The 20,026-nt window shown below is 38.1% G+C and carries 13 protein-coding genes; 7 read left to right on the forward strand and 6 right to left on the reverse strand.

All coding sequences use genetic code 11. From position 1 onward, the window contains the following. Window positions 1–96: 96 nt before the first annotated feature. From ACF3OC_RS01775 to ACF3OC_RS01785, 3 genes are all read right to left on the reverse strand, one after another. Window positions 97–2,007 (reverse strand): SusD/RagB family nutrient-binding outer membrane lipoprotein, encoded by a 1,911-nt coding sequence (locus ACF3OC_RS01775; RefSeq protein ID WP_094280302.1) that lies wholly within the window; start codon window positions 2,005–2,007, stop codon window positions 97–99. A 19-nt stretch (window positions 2,008–2,026) separates the two neighbouring features. Next, window positions 2,027–5,083 (reverse strand): SusC/RagA family TonB-linked outer membrane protein, encoded by a 3,057-nt coding sequence (locus ACF3OC_RS01780; RefSeq protein ID WP_392470747.1) that lies wholly within the window; start codon window positions 5,081–5,083, stop codon window positions 2,027–2,029. A 61-nt stretch (window positions 5,084–5,144) separates the two neighbouring features. Continuing rightward, window positions 5,145–6,326 carry an ROK family transcriptional regulator gene (locus ACF3OC_RS01785; RefSeq protein ID WP_179221432.1) on the reverse strand — a complete coding sequence of 394 codons (1,182 nt, stop codon included), beginning with the start codon at window positions 6,324–6,326 and terminating at the stop codon, window positions 5,145–5,147. Between the two features lie 214 nt (window positions 6,327–6,540). Between ACF3OC_RS01785 and ACF3OC_RS01790 the strand changes: the two genes are divergently transcribed. The 5 genes from ACF3OC_RS01790 to ACF3OC_RS01810 all read left to right on the forward strand — a co-directional run bounded on the left by ACF3OC_RS01790 (window position 6,541) and on the right by ACF3OC_RS01810 (window position 14,144). Beyond that, entirely contained in the window at window positions 6,541–7,752 is a 1,212-nt protein-coding gene (locus tag ACF3OC_RS01790; RefSeq protein ID WP_094280299.1) for an acyltransferase family protein, read from the forward strand. 121 nt (window positions 7,753–7,873) lie between these two features. Next, window positions 7,874–8,152, forward strand: coding sequence for a 30S ribosomal protein S15 (gene rpsO / locus ACF3OC_RS01795; protein WP_093100604.1), 279 nt, complete (start codon window positions 7,874–7,876; stop codon window positions 8,150–8,152). Between the two features lie 291 nt (window positions 8,153–8,443). Beyond that, window positions 8,444–10,606: a polyribonucleotide nucleotidyltransferase gene (pnp, locus tag ACF3OC_RS01800; protein WP_094280346.1), complete on the forward strand. Its 2,163-nt coding sequence runs from the start codon at window positions 8,444–8,446 to the stop codon at window positions 10,604–10,606. 166 nt (window positions 10,607–10,772) lie between these two features. Next, the gene (locus ACF3OC_RS01805; protein ID WP_094280298.1) at window positions 10,773–13,118 is read left to right on the forward strand and encodes a glycoside hydrolase N-terminal domain-containing protein; all 2,346 of its coding nucleotides are present in this window, start codon (window positions 10,773–10,775) and stop codon (window positions 13,116–13,118) included. Window positions 13,119–13,271: 153 nt separating this feature from the next. Continuing rightward, window positions 13,272–14,144 (forward strand): hypothetical protein, encoded by an 873-nt coding sequence (locus ACF3OC_RS01810; protein ID WP_094255635.1) that lies wholly within the window; start codon window positions 13,272–13,274, stop codon window positions 14,142–14,144. Between the two features lie 54 nt (window positions 14,145–14,198). On the opposite strand, the gene ACF3OC_RS01815 is transcribed toward ACF3OC_RS01810, so the two are convergent. Then, window positions 14,199–14,546 (reverse strand): DUF493 domain-containing protein, encoded by a 348-nt coding sequence (locus ACF3OC_RS01815; RefSeq protein ID WP_256962502.1) that lies wholly within the window; start codon window positions 14,544–14,546, stop codon window positions 14,199–14,201. 60 nt (window positions 14,547–14,606) lie between these two features. Further along, window positions 14,607–16,871: a GH92 family glycosyl hydrolase gene (locus ACF3OC_RS01820; RefSeq protein WP_094280297.1), complete on the reverse strand. Its 2,265-nt coding sequence runs from the start codon at window positions 16,869–16,871 to the stop codon at window positions 14,607–14,609. Between the two features lie 159 nt (window positions 16,872–17,030). Here ACF3OC_RS01820 and ACF3OC_RS01825 point away from each other — a divergent pair, with 159 nt between their 5' ends. Next, on the forward strand, window positions 17,031–18,065 hold the full coding sequence (locus ACF3OC_RS01825) for a LacI family DNA-binding transcriptional regulator (RefSeq protein WP_094255631.1): 1,035 nt from the start codon (window positions 17,031–17,033) through the stop codon (window positions 18,063–18,065). Here ACF3OC_RS01825 and ACF3OC_RS01830 read toward each other — a convergent pair. Then, window positions 18,025–18,489: a methionine-R-sulfoxide reductase gene (locus tag ACF3OC_RS01830; RefSeq protein ID WP_094255629.1), complete on the reverse strand. Its 465-nt coding sequence runs from the start codon at window positions 18,487–18,489 to the stop codon at window positions 18,025–18,027. The genes ACF3OC_RS01825 and ACF3OC_RS01830 overlap by 41 nt on opposite strands. Before the next feature lie 241 nt (window positions 18,490–18,730). Between ACF3OC_RS01830 and ACF3OC_RS01835 the strand changes: the two genes are divergently transcribed. Beyond that, window positions 18,731–20,014, forward strand: coding sequence for a cytochrome c3 family protein (locus tag ACF3OC_RS01835; RefSeq protein WP_094280296.1), 1,284 nt, complete (start codon window positions 18,731–18,733; stop codon window positions 20,012–20,014). The last annotated feature ends 12 nt before the right edge of the window (window positions 20,015–20,026 follow it).

Below are 20,026 nucleotides of genomic sequence, written 5' to 3' on the forward strand. Positions count from 1 at the left end.
GGGGGTTCAGTCCGACAGGATTAACAGCACAATATTTTGTAAAAATAAAAAAGCGATCGAATATGTATTCGATCGCTTCCTAAAATTACGAAGATTTTATTGTTTTTTAGCCCACCAAAGCGGAGTAGATACTTTATCCTCACCACCTAGTAAACCAACAGCTTTCTCATAATTTGCTTCATCAGACTCTCTGAAAGTCGAAGGATAAGGCAAACGTTGAGGGAAGAATTTCACGTTATTAGTCATGAAGTTACCACTGTTCAAATCTGGAAGATTTGGAAGCGGGTTTTCAATCGCTGGGTTTTCAAAGAAAGGAAGACCTAATCTTCTGTGGTCATTCCAAGCTTCTAGAGGCAACCAAGGCATATTGGCAATGTATTTTTGAGTAATGATTTTCGTTAAGGCATCATTACGTACAGTACCATTTTTGTAAATAGTATTTACAGGATATGCAATTGTTGTAGTTCCCGCAGCTTTGGTATACCCATCGATGTAAGACATGCTACGAGAGTTTCCTGGCTCAGTGGTATGGGTGAATTTCACGGAAGTACCTACATTATTATAGTTTGTAGAATTCAAGTACTCTGTAGCAAATTGAGAAACCCCATTGTATTCAAAACTTGCTTTCACACCATTTTCGTAAGCTTGTTGAGCTGTAGTACCGGTAGTCCAACCTTTTAAAGCAGCCTCAGCAAGAAGGAAATAACTTTCCCATGAAGCAAAGAATACTCTTTTGCTTCCACTCGCTCTGTAAGCTTGTGACAATCCAGGGATTTTTCCAATTTGGATTGTTCTAATTTCATTGGCTGAACCTTTAGCACCGAAGTCACCAATTGCTTGAGCACTCCAAGTATTCTTAACGTCTAATTCAATATCACCAGCAGTTCTTTTTAATTTTACTTTAGTGATTTTGGCATCATCAGTCCAAGAAGGGTACAATGAAAATTGTGGGCTATTTACATCTCCAGGGATATAGAAAGTTTTATACGCTCTAGGGTCAATGGTATTTGGCAATCCATCGAAGAAATAGCCAGCCATTGGGTCGTTAGTTTTCTGGGAGAAATGTTCCAATAATCTTAACCCGGCATAGTTTGCTGGTTTAATTTTAGGAGCAAAAGTAGCTGCTAATTGATTCGCGGATTTGATACCACCAAGACCTACATAAAGGTTATTTAAGGTAGCAGAAAGGACTTGTCCATTCCATTCACGACTCATAACACCTGATAGGGGATCCCATCCTGGTCTTTCAGCCACATCAAACATATCTTCAGCATTTTTGATATATTTTCCAGTAGCGACAGCACTTTCAAATTCAGTTCTTGCTTTTGTAGGATCAACCTCAGCAATTCTCATTGCAAGACGCATTCTCATTGAGTTTGCATATTTAACCCAGTTATCCAAGTCGAATGCATAGGCATTATCATATTTTTTGTAGTCTGAAGGAATTGTTGCTGAGTTGATTTTACTCACAGCATCTTTTAATTCCTCTAACATATAATAATACACATCCTTTACGTTGGAATACTCAGGATTTTCGCCTTGGAATCCATTGATTGGAATAGGGCCAAAATTGTCCGTTGCTTCACTCATCAAATATGCTCTCCAAATTCTAGAAATTTGAACAACATTATTAATATGTGCTTCTGCAGTGTTATCTGCGATTCTTTTATTACCTACCGTAATTGCAAGGTTTACATTGTTCAACCATTGAGAAAGATAACCTCTACCCCAATAGTCAGATGACCAACCATCTGAGTGAGTTCCACCAGCTAAACCAGTAGATAGGTGCTGTCTAGCAGCTGTTTTCCAGTAAAGAACGAACATCCGCTCTGCGATATGTGGATCTTGTTGAGCACCAATAATGGCATTATTCAGCAAGTACTCGACGCGAACTTGATCTTCATTAACTTTTGTTGGGTCTACATTCAGTTCTTCAAATTTAGAACAAGAAGCCAAGCTAGCAGTAAGCATGATGGCAAGACCTATTTTTGATATAATATTTTTCATTTTATTGACCTGTTAAATTTTAAAAACCTAATGTTAGGTTAACAAAGTATGAACGCGATGTCGGAGTTGCGAAGTTTTCAAAACCAGTTGCGTTGCTATTGATAGAGAATACTGATTCAGGATCTACCCCATTCGCATAGCTTTTAATCATCCAAGCGTTGTTTACTGTGAAAGCAATACGAGCGCGTTGAAGGATATTGCTCTTCAATACTGAAGAAGGCAAGTTGTAGCTAAGGGTAATATTTCTCAATCTGATGTTTGTAGCATCGTAGATATTCGCTTCGCCGATACCCATGTTACCCGTTGTAGCCACTTGCGTCCAATATTGTTGCACGGTTACAGACTTGGTGTTTTGAGTGTAGTTTTGGCCATCTTGAATAACACCATCCACTACAAAGTCAGCACGTTTACCATCAGTAACAGTTGCTGCTGCGGTACCATTTGCTTGTAAGTTTACATTCGTTCCGGAGAAGAATTCACCACCAAAGCGACCATCAATTTGGAAGCTTAGTCCGATGTTTTTGTAGCTAAATGAGTTTGTCCATCCTGCTAATGCTTTTGGCGATTGGTTACCCAATACTTGACCATCTACACTTTGAGGAAGTCCATTTCCATTCAGGATTAATTTTCCATAATGCGGACTATTTTGATCATCCACTCTTAAGAATTTAGAGCCAATAATCTGACCGAAGATTTCATTAGAAATAGCACGAACTGCGATGTTATCAAAACCACCTAAATTATAGTATTCGATTTCCGGAGTCAATTCAATGATTCTATTAACGTTTTTAGAGAAGTTAACCGATGAATTCCAGTTTAGACCATCATCAGATCTTAGGATTTGACCATCTAAAGCGATTTCAAAACCAGAGTTTTGGATGTTACCAGCATTGATTTTTTTCGCTCTGAAACCACTCATAGGGTTCATTGGGATATCCAATAATTGGTTTGTTGCATTGTTTTTATACCAAGCAAAGTCAATTCCCAATCTGCTATCCAATAAACGCGTGTCAAAACCAAACTCTAAAGTTTTAATCAATTCACTTCTTACATTAGGGTTGTAGAATACCTCTCCTAATCCAGAAGTGGTGTTGCCATTCGGGTCACGACCAATATCATATGCATTAAAGATTTGGTAAGGTCCCATGTCATTACCTACTGTTGCATAAGAAGCTCTTAATTTCAAGAAGTTAATCGCCGAAGGTAAATTTCCACCAGATTTTCTGATTAAATCAGATACCACTAATGATGTGCTCACAGAAGGATAGAAATATGAGCGATATTCTTTAGATAAAGCTGAAGACCAGTCATTACGACCAGTAATATTTAGGAACCAATATCCATCGTAATTAAGTTCAGCAGTACCATAAAGGGAATTGATTTGTTTTCTGTTGTTATATTGGTTAGGAGTTGGATTTCCTTTTCCGTTAGTAACATAGAAGAAGTTAGGAACCTCAAGTTCACCTACGCCTACGCCTAGGAATGTTTCGTCACTACGCATAATTTGACCGAATACCGAACCATTCACTCCCCATTTACTTCCATTGATTTCGTCTTTTCTAGCATGTAAAGCCAAAGTAAAGTTTTTCTCAGCGAACTCAGTTTTACCAGTTGAATAAAGACCTGTGCTGCTTAAAGGGCTACCAGAATAAGTTTTGTTTTCAAATCTTGAAGCATAGGTATCTAATCCTGCACGACCTTCAATATCCAACCAATCTGTAATCTTGTATTTGATATTTGCATTGCTTAAGAAACGATTTCTTACGTCGTTATTTAAGTTATATTCTGCTAACCAATAAGGGTTAATCGAGTTTGTAGTTCCGTACCAACGCATTTTACCAGTATTGTCTACTGGATTTTTATAGTCAAGGATGTTGATAGATCTAGGCATTCTGAACAATGTTGCGAACGCGTTAGAGTTGTTTTGCCCAGAGATAGGACGGTTTGTAGCGTCGTTATTCATGTATTGAACTTTCACTTCTGTTGACCAACGTTTGTTAGGTCCGAAAGTGGTTGATACTTTAGACATCAAGTTCAATCTTTCCAAAGAAGAACCAGGGATTTTACTTTGGTCATTCAAATAAGTTGCTGACGAGTAAATATTAGTTTCACCGATTTGTTGTTGGAAAGCAACGTTTTGAGTGTGGTTAAAACCAGTTTTGAAGAAGTTATTGATGTTATCATAGGCCTGGTATTTATTTCCATCGATAGCTTCACCCCAGTTATTCGTACTGATAGCGTCAAATACACCATTTGAACCTTGTCCAAAAGCACTTTGGATTTCAGGAGTCATGAATATTGTTTCGAAACCTACTGTAGACGAATATGTAATTCCAGTTCCTTTTTGAGCTTTACCAGATTTTGTTGTAATGATAATAGCACCATTACCTGCTCTAGATCCGTATAATGCGGACGCAGCACCACTTTTTAGGACTGACATACTTTCAATGTCTTCGGGGTTAATATCCCCTAATCCATTCCCCATATCAGTACCTGGATTCCAGAAGTCATTATTTACTTTACCATTTCCACCTTTAGCGCCTAAGAAGTTGTTCATAGGCACTCCATCGACAATAATCAAAGGTTGGTTATCGCCAGTTAAGGAGTTATTACCACGAAGGGTAATTTTTGTGGAAGATGCAGGTCCGCTAGAACCTTTGATAACTTGTAAACCAGAAACTTTACCAACTAGGGCATTTGCAACGTTAGTTTCTTTTGCATCAGTTAGTTGTTCGGATTTAACTTCTTGGAATGAATATCCAAGGGATTTACGTTCTCTTTTGATACCCATTGCGGTCACAACTACTTCGTCGATGTTACTAGCATCTTCCTGCAAGTTGATATTCAATGAGGTAGAGGAAACCATTGCTTCTTTAGTTAGGTATCCCATGCTTGAGAAGCGGATTTTTTGGCCATTGTTGGCTTCAATGGAGAAATTACCTTCACTATTTGTTTGAGTGACTTTGTCTGTACCGACAACCGACACGCTCACGCCTGGAAGATTTGCTCCGTTTGGACCTGTTACTTTCCCGGTAACAGTTTGCTGTGCAAATAACGTAGAAATACTGATTAGCATCACTATTGTTAAGCTGCAACATTTAGAGTAAAAATTGCTCATTTGTTGATGATTTAAGTAATTAGTCTGTTAATTGTGTTTTATAAATGTGTTTGTCCGCATTTAAAATGCAAATACAGGTTGACCCTAGTAACTGCATGTTTTCAGTGTTAGAAAATTCGATTTGAGTATTTTGAGAAAGTCTTTTGATACTAAATTCCATGATTGCACTTTGAATTTTTGGTAAGAGGACATCTTTCGCTCTTGCACCACGTCCGCTAATGAGTACCATTTGCGGATTGATGATATGGATAAGCGTTGCTATTCCTTTACCAAGCATATAACCGATTCTATTGATAGCTTCCATGGCTAATTGGTCACCTAATATGGCGGCATCAAGGAGATTATCGGCGTTAATAAATTTTTGTTGGTTATAAATTTCCTGGAGCGAAGAAGGGTCTCCAGCGATTAATGAGTTAGTGGCGAATTGTACCGCGGCTAAAAGAGAAGCTTCAACTTCGAGGCATCCTTTTTTTCCGCAGGAGCATAGTTTGTTAGAGTCCGAAAGGGGGATATGACTAAACTCACCTGCATATCCAGAGTGTCCACGGTAGAGTTCATTGTCGAGGATCATTCCAAGACCTACACCCCAATTGAGGTTTACTACCATGACATCTTTATTAGATTTTGCTTTTCCAAATTTATGTTCTGCAATTGCGATTGCAGAAGAGTCGTTTTCAACGAAGGTTGGTAGATTGAATTCCTTTTGGATATTGGCTTTCAGATCATAAAAAGGTGAACCACTGCTATAAGAATTATTTATTCCGGTATTGCTGTCGACAAAACCTGGGATAGTAATGCTTATTGCATAGATAAGAGATTTATCAAAATCTTTAATGGTTTCATGGATCAGTGCGATCAGTTTTAGAAAAGCATCTTCATTTTTAAGGTCAATGATCTCGGTTTTAATTTCAGTTTTGAGCTCGTTTTTAAAATTAACAACAGCTATAGAGGTATAGAATTGATCAATAGCTACGGAAATGATATAAGGTAGGTGTTTTTCACTAGGTATAAATTGCGCTGCACGTCTACCTCCAGTAGAAGGTGCTAACCCATCTTGTTCAATTAGTTTAAGTTGTAAAAGTTTATTGACGGCATTGGTAATATTCGGCACACTCTTTCCGATCGAGTTGCTGAGCTCTGCAATCGATTGCGGATTTGAAAAATACAACCGCTTAAGTATCGTTAATTTAAGGCTATCCAAGCTGAAATTGATTATTTAATATTGGGGTAAAGTTAAAGTAAAATTAAATTAACTACCAAATACTTTTTAAATATATTAAAAAGTGACGCGAGTCATCTTTAATTTAGTAGTAAACGGGGTTGATTTGTTGCGTTTTTATGCGCAATTGATTAATTTTCCAGTTTAGAGTGCGTATTTGTGACGGTTTAATTGTAACTTCGGTTGAATATAAATTATGAAACAGCGTTATTATTCTTTAGATGTCTTTAGGGGAGCGACAGTTGCTTTAATGATTTTGGTTAATAATCCAGGGACATGGTCGCATATGTTTGCACCATTGAAGCATGCGCCATGGCATGGTTGCACTCCCACGGATTTAGTTTTTCCATTTTTTCTATTTGCAGTCGGCAATGCGATGTCCTTTGTGATACCGAGGTTGCAGGAAGCTGGAGATTCCGTTTTTTGGAAGAAAGTAATCAAGCGGACGATATTGATTTTTCTAATTGGTCTTGGGTTAAATTGGTTTCCATTTGTACATTGGTCAGATGGTGCTTTACAATTTAGAGAGTGGGTAAATAGTAGTAATCCAGAGCAGGGAGTTCGGATCCTTGGGGTATTACAACGGATTGCTATAGCCTACTTCTTTGCTTCAGTATTAGCTTATTATTTTAAGCCGAGGACGTTGATTTATATTTCTGCAGCCATATTGTTATCCTATTGGGGCATTTGTGCCTTATTGGGAGCTGGCGATCCATATTCCTTAGAGGGATGGTTTGGAACCGCTATCGATAAGCAAATATTAAGTGTTGCCCATATGTATAAAGGTGAGGGAGTTCCATTTGATCCGGAAGGATTAATGAGTGCGATGCCAGCTGTTATACAAGTTGTTTTCGGGTATTTGGCGGGTGTATTTATCAAGAAACAAGGGCAGGTTGATTGGTTGTGGACGAAGGTTCCACAGAGCAATGAGCCACACTTTAAACTATTGTCAGGGATGTTTGTGACGGGTTTTATCTTGGTTGTTTTAGCTTGGACGTGGTCTTTGGGTTTCCCAATCAATAAGAAGATCTGGACAAGTTCATACGTTTTATATACGACAGGGTTAGGGATTATGACCATTGGCGGCATGATCTGGTATATTGAAGTTCAAGGGGTGAAGAATTGGTTGACGAAGTTTTTTGATGTATTTGGGAAGAATCCACTTTTTATCTTTGTTTTAAGTGGGTTATTACCGAAGACTTTGGGTTTGATTCGAATTCCAAGCGGAGTAAATGATTTGGGAGAGACCACTTTCACAAGTCCATTATCATGGTTTTACAAGAATATTTGTGCGCAGATTCCAGGGCCTCCGGAATTGGGTTCGTTTTTCTATTCCTTATGTTTTTTAGTATTGATGTGGGCGATCTGTTACTGGCTAGATCAAAAGAAAATCTATATTAAGGTATAATTCCAAGCTGTTGAGTATTAGAAGTCTAATTATTTGAATAATAAATTTTTTGTTTTGGTAATAAGATATTAACTTTGCAGCCAATTAATAGAATTTTTAACGCTTTAATATTATTCACGAAATGTATTTAAGTAAAGAGTACAAAGCTGACATCTTCCAAGAATTTGCTGGAGCAGCTGAAAACACAGGTTCTGCGGAAGGACAAGTAGCTTTATTTACAAAGAGAATTGCTCACTTAACTGGGCACTTGAAATCAAACAGAAAAGATTTTAACACTCAACGTTCCCTACAAAAATTAGTAGGTAAGCGTCGTTCATTATTAGCTTATTTGTACAAAAAGGATATCGAAAGATACCGTGCTATCATCAAAGCATTAGGCTTACGTGATATCATCAAATAAGACATCTGTAAAGAGCTTTATAAAGGGGATTTTGACTTGGTCAGAATCCCTTTTTTATTGCCCATTATTTTTTGTTTGAGGAGCTGATTGTTGGATGGAGGAGATTTGTTGAGTAGTTCTTTATTATAGATTAATAAATTTTAGTTGGGCTTATGAATGCTTGGCTAAGGTTTTAAAATTTCGGTGAGATAGGAGTGGGCAATAAATTTTTAATTACATTTGTGCGATTAAAAAGGTCAATATTAATTTGGTGCATTAAAAATGACGCAAATGCATCACAAAGAAAAAACAATGAGTTATAACGAAAAGAAAGTAACAATTGAGATGGGTGGCGGACTAGCTCCCATTGAATTGTCGACTGGTAAATTAGCGAAGCAAGCTGATGGGTCAGTAGTATTGAAACAAGGAGCAACGATGTTGCTAGCGACTGTTGTTTCCTCGAAGGAGCCAAAAGCAGGCGCGGATTTTCTTCCATTATCAGTAGATTACCAAGAGAAATATGCGGCTACAGGTCGTATCCCAGGTGGATTTTTACGTCGTGAGGCAAGATTATCAGATTATGAGGTTTTGATTTCACGTTTAATAGATAGGGCATTACGTCCATTATTCCCAGAGACCTACCATGCTGACACGCAAGTAATGGTAAGTTTAATTTCTGCGGACAAAGAAATTATGCCAGATGCACTAGCAGGATTAGCGGCATCAGCTGCGATTGCGGTTTCAGATATTCCATTTAATGGGCCAATTTCTGAAGTACGTGTTGCGAAAATTGATGGCGAATTGGTAATCAATCCAACGGTTTCAGCTTTGGAAAAGGCGAGCTTAGAATTTATCGTTGCGGGATCTGCACAAGATATCGTGATGGTTGAAGGAGAAGCGAAAGAGATTTCAGAAACTGAAATGGTAGAAGCGATTGCTTTTGCACATGAAGCGATCAAGAAACAAGTTGCTGGACAAGTAGAATTAGCAAACTTAGTAGGTTCAGGAGAGAAACGTGATTTCAATCATGAGCCATCTAATCCTGAATTAAAGGATGCTATTTATGCAGATACTTATGAGAAGGTTTATGAAGTTGCTAAATCAAGATCTAGCAAGCATGAGCGTACAGAGAAATTTGCGGAGATTGGTCAATCATTTTTCGAGACCTTAGGAGAAGAGCTAGATGAGGATACAGAATTCTTAATGAAGAAGTATTACCATGATGTTCAGTATGATGCAGTTCGTAATCTAGTGTTAGACGAAGGAATTCGTTTAGATGGTCGTGATGTACGTACCGTACGTCCTATCTGGTCAGAGGTAGATTATTTACCAGCTGCACATGGATCAGCAGTTTTCACCCGTGGTGAAACACAATCATTAACTTCAGTTACTTTAGGAGCAAAGGATGATGAGCAAATGATCGATGGAGCATTCTTCCATGGTTACAATAAATTCATCTTACATTATAATTTCCCAGGATTTTCAACAGGTGAAGTTAGACCGAACAGAGGTCCAGGTCGTCGTGAAGTAGGACATGGTAACTTAGCAATGCGTTCATTGAAACAAGTTCTACCTTCAGAAGATAATCCATACACCATTCGTGTAGTATCTGATATTTTGGAATCCAATGGTTCTTCATCGATGGCAACAGTTTGTGCTGGTACATTAGCATTGATGGATGCCGGAGTTAAGATTGCAGCTCCTGTTTCAGGAATTGCAATGGGCTTGATTACAGATGAGAAAACAGGAAAATATGCTATTCTTTCAGATATTTTAGGGGATGAGGATCACTTAGGTGACATGGACTTTAAAGTAACGGGAACTGCAAATGGTATTGTTGGCTGTCAAATGGACCTTAAGATCAATGGTCTTAAATGGGAAGTATTGACTCAAGCTTTAGACCAAGCGAAAGAAGCTCGTTTACATATCTTAGATGAAATGGCTAAAACTATTTCAGCTCCACGTGAGGACTACAAACCACATGCACCACGTATTATCCAAATCTTAATTGATAAGGAATTTATTGGCGCAGTGATTGGTCCAGGTGGTAAGATCATTCAAGAGATGCAACGTGAAACTGGTGCTACAATTTCAATTGAAGAAGTAGAAAACAAAGGTGTTGTTCAAATCTTTGCTGATAATAAAGAGGCGATTGACGCTGCCCTAGCGAGAATTAAAGCGATTGTTGCTAAACCAGAAATCGGTGAGATTTATGAAGGTAAGGTTAAATCAATTATGCCATTTGGTGCATTTGTTGAAATCATGCCTGGTAAAGACGGTTTATTGCATATTTCAGAAATTGACTGGAAACGTCTTGAAACAATGGACGGTGTGTTTAAAGAAGGAGATATGGTGACTGTTAAACTTTTGGATGTTGACAAACAAGGTAAAATGAAGCTTTCTCGCAAGGTTTTATTGCCTCGTCCTCCAAGAGAAGATAAACCAAAACAAGAAAACAAGCCGCAAGGTGAATAAATAAAAAAAGAGCAATGAAAGTTGCTCTTTTTTTATTTAGTATTTAGTAGTTAGTATAGAGTATTTAGACTCTTGCATGGGTGAATAGGGTTTGGGTAGGGTGTAAATTTATTGTGTAAATTAATATGTATTAAGAGTTTCCTTGATTTCTTTGTAAATTAATGGAATGAAAAACTTACTAAACCTAATCCTTATATTATTTCCAACATTACTTCTAGGTCAGGATCCTGATCTGAAACTGTGGTACGAACAGCCTGCGAGTAAGTGGACTGAGGCGTTGCCATTGGGAAATGGTCGTCTTGGAGCAATGATTTATGGTCGCTATGATCATGAATTAATGCAGCTCAACGAAGAGAGTCTTTGGGCGGGGAGTAAGATCAATAACAATAATCCACAATCTGCTGCGCATCTGAAAGAGATTCAGGAAGCTATTTTCAATAGCCGATTTGATGAGGCCAAGGAATTGGCCAGTCAATATATGGTTGGGACACCAGCTCGAATTCGCTCGTATCAGCCTTTGGGTAATCTACGAGTTGATTATGATTGGGCTGGGGAAAAAGTCGATGGCTATACTCGGGAATTGAATTTAAACGAGGGAGTGCATCGGACAACTTTTAATGTGAAATCGAATAAGATTGTCCAAACATCCTATATATCAGCGGTCAACAATACATTTTTTCTGAATTGGGAGTCCACAGAGCCTATTTCGTTTACAGTAAGTCTGGATAGGAGTCGAGATGTTATTGAATATAATACCTTTAAGTCTGGGGCCTATTATTCAGGTCAGATTCAAGATTCTGTTAAAAAGGATTCTGGTCCTGCGGGATCTCATATGCGTTTTATAGCTGGAATAGATGTGATGAGCATAGATGGAGCCTTTGAGGTTTTCAAGGAAAATGGTCGTGCTGGTATCCGGTTCAAGAATGTAAAAAAGTTAGAGTTAGCCTTTAATGGGCTGACGGATTATAATCTAGCGAAGTTGGATGTTGACCCCAGCAAAGATCTAAGGAAGGAATTAGATTTTCATTTTGAATTTTTGAAAGGGAAACATGTTTGGAATTACTTTAATCGTCATGTTTCGGAACATAAGGAAAAGTTTGAACGCGTTAAGATTTCGTTGAATGGGGAGGATTTTTCAAGTCTACCTACGGATAAGCGATTAAAGGCATTTTCTGCAGGCAACCAAGATTTTGGGATGCAAACCTTATTTTATCAATACGGGCGGTATTTGTTGATGTCATCGAGCCGACCTCCGGCAAAATTACCTGCCAATCTCCAAGGTATTTGGAATCAGGAATACGAAGCGCCATGGAATTCAGACTTTCATACCAATATCAATCTACAGATGAACTATTGGCCTGCTGAAACGGGTGATTTAGGGGAGACTAGTCTTGTTTTAGCAAATTTTATGAAGGAAATCCTGAAACCAGGGGGAGTAACTGCTAAAGAAATGTATGCTGCACGAGGTTGGACGATCCATCATTTAACGGATCCATTTGGGAGAACGGGTGTGGCAGATGGTGTTTGGGGCGTTTCGCCAATGGCAGGACCTTGGATGACTTTTCCAATTTTTAGGCATTATGAATTCAAGGAGAATGAATTCTATTTAAAAACTGTGGCTTATCCGATATTGAAAGGCTCATTGCTATGGGTTTTAGACTTTTTGGTTAAATCGCCAGAAGGCTATTTGGTAACTAATCCTTCGCATTCACCAGAGAACGAGTTTAAGACCATTGTGGACGGGAAAGAAGTTCGGTCACAATTATCGTATTCAAGTACCATAGATATTGAAATCATATTAGAGCTGTTTGATAATTTTGAGAAAGCAGCGAATATCCTTAAACAGGATAAAGAATTGTTGGCGGAGATTGCGAGAGTTCGGAAGCAGTTGCCTCCGATCCGCGTTGGAAAGAGCGGAGCAATTCAAGAATGGATCCATGATTATGAAGAAGTTGAACCGGGTCATCGGCATATGTCCCATTTATTGGGGTTATATCCGGGACATTCCATCAGTTCCAAACAACCAGAATTATTTGCTGCAGCGAAGAAAACCATTGAAAACAGGCTTTCTTCTGGCGGTGGTCATACAGGTTGGAGTAAAGCTTGGATTGTGAATTTCTATGCACGATTATTTGATGGAGAGAATGCGAATAAGCATTTGAAAGAATTAATTGGGAAAACCTGTTTACCAAACTTGTTCAGTACGCATCCGCCATTTCAGATAGATGGTAATTTTGGAGGAGCTGCTGGATTAGCCGAGATGTTGGTTCAATCGAAGGATGATGAAATCCAATTATTACCGGCTATACCTTCAGAATGGAAAAGTGGGAAGGTTGAGGGGCTTGTAAGCAGAGGGAATAAGAAGTTAAGTTTTGTATGGGAAGAAGGTCAAATAAAGAGCCTTCGGATTATTTCAGGAAAGAATGAGACAGTCAAAGTACGTTTTGGGCAAGTAGTAAAGAATTATCAATTAAAAAAAGGGGATAATGAATTGACCTTTGGGGAGAAATAGATTTCTGTTTGAACAGATAGTATTTTGGTTACTCATTGGAAAGAATAGTTTACTCGATAACCGAAGGGGTTTACTCATTGTTAAAGAATTTAGTTTGCAAATCATAGTAGTTTAGTTTGGCCGAATCAAAAGGAAGAATTAAATGATATTATTATGAAAACTAAATTTTTAATGATTTTAATGGCGTTGATCATATTTGGATCAGGTTCATGTAAGAAAGGAGATCAAGGGGAGATGGGTCCAACAGGAGAGAAGGGGGATAAAGGAGATCGGGGAATCACTGGTACGAAGGGAGACGATGGTTCTATGATTTATAGTGGAACCGTTGTCCCTGCGAATACTTTGGGTAAGAATGGAGATTTTTATTTTAGGAAGAGCACCGGTGATTTATATGGGCCCAAAGTAGCAACAGGTTGGGGAAGTCCGACCAAGTTGAAAGGTGCAGATGGAAAAAATGGTACGAATGGGAAAAACGGTTCACAGTTTCTATCGGGAACGACCATTCCTGCCACAACCTTAGGAGTGGTTGGAGATTTTTATTTTAATACCAGCCAAATGGTTCTATATGGGCCAAAGACAGCAACAGGTTGGGGAATAGGAACTAATTTAAAAGCTCAAGCTAAGGTGATGTATTCAGGATGGAGAACTGCTGTAAGAATGGTAGATACTTCTTTTGACAATACGAGAGTTCGAGCAGCTCATATTTATGAACCTCAATTAACAGCAGATGTAATAAAAAATTCAGCCATACTTGTTTATTTGGATTATGGACAAGGTCTATACCCATTACCATTTACATCCAGTGCTTTTTTTAGAATGTCAACTATTACATTTCACGCAAAATTGAGAGAGCTGGTCATTATGAGAATGGTTTATGATGGAGGTCCTGTAGTATCTATTAACGTTAATATCCTTTATCGATATGTGATTATTCCAGGGAATTATTATATGGCCATGAAGAATAAAAAAGTTAATTTGAAAGATCCCGTTGCGGTCGAAAAGGCCTTACAAGAGGTCGTGGAATAAGTTTAATAAAAAAAGGTGTCATTTTGACACCTTTTTTTATTATTAAGTTTCTTATTATAACATCATTACGCCTGGAATTTCTCCTACTTTTTTGTAATATTCAATTACTTCATCTGCACTATTGACATAGTTTTCAATAGATATGGAGGTATATTTCCCACCGGAGGATTTTTTCTCAGAAAATTTTGCTGATGCATGCGTAAATAAAGCTTTTACTTTATCAGCTTGATCTGAATCTGATTTCACAATAAATTTAAAAGTATAGATGGAAGGGAATTGCTCCACTTCAATCAATTTATCTTTAAAGTTTTTGTAGAAATCTTGATTATTGCTATCGTCTTGTATGTCTTTAATTTTGATGTTGTTATTTAATTCATCCATGTTTTTCTTCTCCTTTCCCATGATTAACAATAAGTGTACCTAAGGCCAATATATGACAAAACGTTAGATTATCGGTTTTGTTTAGTTTTCCATTGAAGTCGGCAAGGATTTCTTTTTAGTTCCTAATTTAAAGTTGGGTTTATCTCTCATTTTGAATTCCAATGTTCCCCCTTTCAGCATATCTTGATGGTTGATATAAGATTTTTTATAAGGTTTCCCATTTAAGGTGATGGATTGAATATAAATATTCTGAGTGTTGTTGTTATTGGCGATTATGGTAAAAACTTTTCCATTGGGCATGGTTATTTCAGCTTTATCCAGCACTGGGCTTCCAAAGACGTATTCACCATTAACCGGGGAAGCAGGGTATAATCCCATCATCGACCATACTGCCCAAGCACTCATTTGTCCGGCATCTTCATTTCCTGCGTATCCATCAGGTTTGTCATGATACATGGAGTCGATTATTGCTCTTACCTTTTCTTGCGTTTTCCAAGGCTTACCTAAATAGGAATACATGTAAGCGATATGGTGGCTAGGTTCATTCCCATGCGCATATTGCCCGATAAAACCGCTAGCATCAGGAGATTGGTTTTCACCAGTCATATAAGATGGGGCTTTAAATAATGTATCCAACATTTTGTCTAAGCCATCTTTTTTCGGGAATAGTTTAGCAAGTCCACGGACATCGTGCGGGACAAAGAATGAATGTTGCCAAGCATTACCTTCAATGTATTGGCTTTTAGAGAATTCATGTTCAGAGTAAAAAGGGTCAAAAGGTTCCACAAACTTACCATCTTTTAATTTAGCGCGCATGAATCCAGAATTCGGGTCAAAGAGCTGGATGTAATTTTTAGCACGTTTGGTATATTCTTGATATTCTTTATTCTTGCCTAATTTTTTAGCGACTAAAGAAATACAATAATCATCAAATGCATATTCCAAGGTAGAAGTTACTGATCCTCCATTGACATCTTGAGGAACATAGCCATATTGAATATAATCAGGGACTTCTCTGATTTTTTGGTTAGCACTTGCCAGCATGGCTTGAAAAGCTTTTTCCTGATCAATTCCAGGGATATCTTTCAGGACAGCATCTGCAAGGACAGGTACGGCATGGTAGCCCGTCATGGTATTGGTTTCGAAAGTGCTTAAATCCCAAACTGGCAATAATCCATTTTCATCATAGAATGCCAACATGCTATTCATCATGTCGGTATATCGCTCAGGTTGCGTAATGGTGAACAGCGGTTTTAAGGCACGGAAAGTATCCCATAATGAGAACAGGGTGTATCTTTGGCCGTTATTAGGCATTTTATGGGTCTCACCTTTATAGTTTTTATATTCCGAATCCTGATCAGAATACAAGGTCGGCGAGACAGCAGTGTGGTAAAGTGCGGAATAGAAAATCTTTTTTAAGGTTTCATCCTTAGATTCGACTTTTATTTTAGCAAGTTCCTTTTCCCACTGGTTTTCTGCGTTTTGTTTGACCTGATTAAAATTCCAATTAGGGATTTCCTGCAAAGCCAATAACGCTTTTTCAGTAGATGTTGTCGATAAGGCAACTTTTAATTCCACCTCAGTGCTTCCAGGGAATGTAAATTGGGCATTTACTGCATTTATTGGGCCCTGTCTGGAGTCATTGGTTTGTCCAATTTTTTTGGAGTTGGATTTTTGTCCATTTAACAAATACGATTTGAAGTCTTTATTAAAACGAAGCGCAAAATATATATGTTGCTTATTAGCCCAGCCATAAGAATATCTTTTCCCGATTGCTGTACTATCATTTAAGATTTGGATTTCGGTATCCATAGGTCTGTCCCAGTTGAAAGCATGACCGAGATCCAAGCGAATGGTAGGATTTGCAGCGTTTGGGAATAAGTATTGATGATAACCAACACGTTCAGTTGAAGTAAGATTCGCTTGAATCCCATTATCTAATTTTACTGCGTAAAAACCAGGGCTTGCATTTTCATTGTCATGTGAGAATTTTACTCTGGTATCCAGGTCTTTTTGAGGGATAGGATTAATTAGTGGCATGATTGCTATATCAAGCCAATCTCCAATTCCCGTTCCACTGAGGTGCATATGACTAAATCCAGCGATTGAATCTGCGGAAATATGATATCCACTCACCCAATCCCAGCCGTTTTTTCCATTATCTGGAGATAACTGGACCAATGCAAATGGGACTGTTGCACCGGGATAAGTATGACCATGTCCACCTGTACCGATGAAAGGGTCTACATATTTTGTCAGCTGCTGAGCGTTTGATTTTCCGATAGTTAGGGCGATCAATGCAGCGGAGATAAAAATTTTTGTGTAAGATTTATAATGTAAGTTCATAAAAGCCGTTATAAATAGTGTACGAAAACAAATGTACGTTTTTAAACCTAATAAACCCTTTTAGCCAAATTTTTAGCATTATCTTTAGCATAAATTTGCTAAAATTTAGCCGAGTTTATATATTTGATAGATTTTGAATTGCATTTTTATTAACCTAACATGAGAAAAAGAATATTAATTAGTGACATTGCCAAAAACCTTGGTGTATCCGTAACGACGGTTTCCTTTATATTAAATGGGAAAGCGAAGGAGAAGCGGATCAGTGAGGGTTTGACAAAGCGTGTACTAGATTATGTAAAAAAAGTGGGTTACAAGCCCAACCAATTAGCCCAGAGTTTACGCACCGGTCAATCCAAGATATTGGGTTTGATTGTTGAAGATATTTCCAATCCTTTTTTCTCGAATGTAGCCAAGTATATTGAGCGTATTGCCTATGATAATGGTTATCATATTATTTATTGCAGTATGGATAATGATGAAACGAAGGCGAGAGAATTGATTCAATTATTTTATGATCGTCAGGTAGATGGGTATATTATCACTCCGCCAGAAGGGTTAGACGATACATTGGCGAATTTGATCAAGAACAATGTTCCTTTGGTTTTATTCGACCGATATATTCCACAATTAGAGACGCATTATGTTGTGTTGGACAACTTTAATGGCTCCTTTGATGCGACGAAGCATTTATTGGAGAATCCGATGAATAAGCGGGTTGGTTTTGTATCCTTATATTCGAATCAGACGCAGATGCGAGATCGTTTGGATGGATATATGAAGGCGATTGATGAGTATCAGCAACAAGCTTATATTAAAAAAGTGAAGATTGATGAGAATGAGGATTCGGCGGTTGATCAAATTCACGATTTTATTAGTGCGAATAATTTGGATGCGGTTTTATTTGCGACGAATTATTTGGGGATTGACGGTCTGAAAGCGGTGAAGAAGTATAACATGAAATTGCCGAATATGGTAGCATTTGATGACCATACGTTGTTTAAGTTATATGAGCCGGGGATTAGTGTCGTTACACAAGATACCTCTGCGATAGCGAATGAGTTGATTCATACGCTATTGAACGAGATTAAGGGAAAAAATAAGGAATTACAAAAGATTGTAATTCCTAGTGAGTTATTAGTTCGCGGGTCCTCGGTTATTTCTGAGGAGACGCTGGAACAAACTTCATTGAAATAGAATTCACGCAGTGCCTAGTGTTTTTGGAGGTGAAATTTTCGCCTTCAAAAACATGGCCTAAGTGGGCACCACAGGCGTTACAAATAATTTCCGTTCGGCGGCCATCGGCGTCGATTACTCTTTTCACCGCTCCAGGGATTTCATCATCGAAGCTAGGCCATCCACAGTGAGATTCAAATTTATCTTCCGAATTATAGAGGGGTGCGTCACATCTTTTACAAACATAAGTTCCCTTTTCTTTGTTGTTTAACAGTTCCCCGGTAAAAGGTCTTTCGGTTCCTTTTTGGAGGATTACATACTGTTCTTCAGGGGTTAATTCGTTGTATTTTTTGTTTTGGTCCATGATTTCATGCGCTTGATTTGATTGTGAATGGGCACAACCAGATAAAATAATTAAAATTAATATGCAATATATTGCTTTCATAGAGGGACTAATTTACGAAAATAGATAATAAGAAATATCAATTGAATGTTAATTTGTGTTGTCCTAGAGCGCTAAAAGCGGTTCTATTTAGAATGATTATAAATTGATAAATTACGTCATCAAATTGTCAGGGATTGCTTAATAAGTTATACTTTTGTGCATTGTTTTGTACGGTATTGAGTACATGTACTGGAGAGTCAACAATTAATTATTACACATAAAATAGTATAAAGTGCTAAATATGAGAAATATCTCATCCGTTTTGGGAAGACTTGCGAAGTCAATATCAATCAGTTTGGTATTGTTATTTGCCGTTACTACTACCACGCAGGCGCAGGATGCTGCGAATGGTGCAGCGCTATTCAAGTCGAATGCGTGTAATTCATGTCACGCAGTTGGTAAGAAATTGACTGGTCCAGATTTAGCTGGCTTGTCAGAGCGCCGTGAAGAAGGATGGATTGTTAAATGGATCCACAACCCGCAAGGGATGATTGATTCAGGCGATCCACAAGCAGTTGAGTTGAAATCTCAATTTGCTACAACGATGGCTCCTTATGCAAACCTTTCAGAAGGTGATATTAAGGATATCATTGCGTATTTGCAAGCAGAAGAGGTTAAGCAAGCTGAGAAGAAAGCTGCCGCACCAGCTGGAGGCGCAGGTTCTGGTAGTTCAGATGCGAACAACTTGATGATCATTGGATTGATTGCTTTAGTTGTCGTAGCTGTAGCTGTGATCTTTGCGTTGAACAGAGTAACAAAAACATTAGAGCGTGTTATAGAGAATAACAAAGCTACGATTGATGAAGCTCAAGCTAAGAACGACGAAGAGGAGGAGAGCGGTTCTGTGAAATTTGCTAAGGCATTTTTAAAGAACAAAAAGCTAGTATTCTTTGTGGTATTAATGTTTGTAGGTTTATTAGGGGTTGCTGGCTGGAAAACTATGTGGAACGTAGGAGTTCATGAGGGTTATAAACCGGTTCAACCTATTAAATTCTCGCATCAGATTCACGCTGGGGTTAACCAAATTGAGTGTCAGTATTGTCACGGTGGTGCCTTCAAATCTAAAAATGCTTCTATTCCATCTGCGAATGTATGTATGAACTGTCATAACACGATTACAGGATCAGATCATTACGATGGAGAGATTTCACCAGAGATTGCAAAATTATACCGTGCGGTAGATTGGGATCCAGAAGCTAGAACTTATGGAACAAATACAAGACCTATTGAATGGGTTAGGATTCATAATTTACCAGACTTTGCATACTTCAACCACTCACAACACGTAGTTGTTGCGGGAGTAGAGTGTCAAACTTGTCACGGACCTATCCAAGATATGGAAGAAGTTTATCAATATTCTCCACTTACGATGAAATGGTGTATTGACTGTCACAGAGAGACTTCTGTAAATACAGACAATGCATATTACGATCAATTGATCGAGGCTCACGATAAGTTGAAGAAAGGTGAGAAGATGACAGCTGCAATGATCGGTGGATTAGAGTGTGGTAAGTGTCACTATTAATAAATTAATTTA

Origin of the sequence: Sphingobacterium cellulitidis (genome assembly GCF_043187465.1) — a bacterium.
Taxonomy (GTDB): domain Bacteria; phylum Bacteroidota; class Bacteroidia; order Sphingobacteriales; family Sphingobacteriaceae; genus Sphingobacterium; species Sphingobacterium cellulitidis.

What these genes read in the sequence shown, in the direction of transcription:
- ACF3OC_RS01775 (WP_094280302.1), bottom strand. Translation starts at nt 2,007, where the DNA reads ATGAAAAATATTATATCAAAAATAGGTCTTGCCATCATGCTTACTGCT.
- ACF3OC_RS01780 (WP_392470747.1), bottom strand. Translation starts at nt 5,083, where the DNA reads ATGCTAATCAGTATTTCTACGTTATTTGCACAGCAAACTGTTACCGGG.
- ACF3OC_RS01790 (WP_094280299.1), top strand. Translation starts at nt 6,541, where the DNA reads ATGAAACAGCGTTATTATTCTTTAGATGTCTTTAGGGGAGCGACAGTT.
- rpsO (WP_093100604.1), top strand. Translation starts at nt 7,874, where the DNA reads ATGTATTTAAGTAAAGAGTACAAAGCTGACATCTTCCAAGAATTTGCT.
- pnp (WP_094280346.1), top strand. Translation starts at nt 8,444, where the DNA reads ATGAGTTATAACGAAAAGAAAGTAACAATTGAGATGGGTGGCGGACTA.
- ACF3OC_RS01805 (WP_094280298.1), top strand. Translation starts at nt 10,773, where the DNA reads ATGAAAAACTTACTAAACCTAATCCTTATATTATTTCCAACATTACTT.
- ACF3OC_RS01810 (WP_094255635.1), top strand. Translation starts at nt 13,272, where the DNA reads ATGAAAACTAAATTTTTAATGATTTTAATGGCGTTGATCATATTTGGA.
- ACF3OC_RS01815 (WP_256962502.1), bottom strand. Translation starts at nt 14,546, where the DNA reads ATGGGAAAGGAGAAGAAAAACATGGATGAATTAAATAACAACATCAAA.
- ACF3OC_RS01820 (WP_094280297.1), bottom strand. Translation starts at nt 16,871, where the DNA reads ATGAACTTACATTATAAATCTTACACAAAAATTTTTATCTCCGCTGCA.
- ACF3OC_RS01825 (WP_094255631.1), top strand. Translation starts at nt 17,031, where the DNA reads ATGAGAAAAAGAATATTAATTAGTGACATTGCCAAAAACCTTGGTGTA.
- ACF3OC_RS01830 (WP_094255629.1), bottom strand. Translation starts at nt 18,489, where the DNA reads ATGAAAGCAATATATTGCATATTAATTTTAATTATTTTATCTGGTTGT.
- ACF3OC_RS01835 (WP_094280296.1), top strand. Translation starts at nt 18,731, where the DNA reads ATGAGAAATATCTCATCCGTTTTGGGAAGACTTGCGAAGTCAATATCA.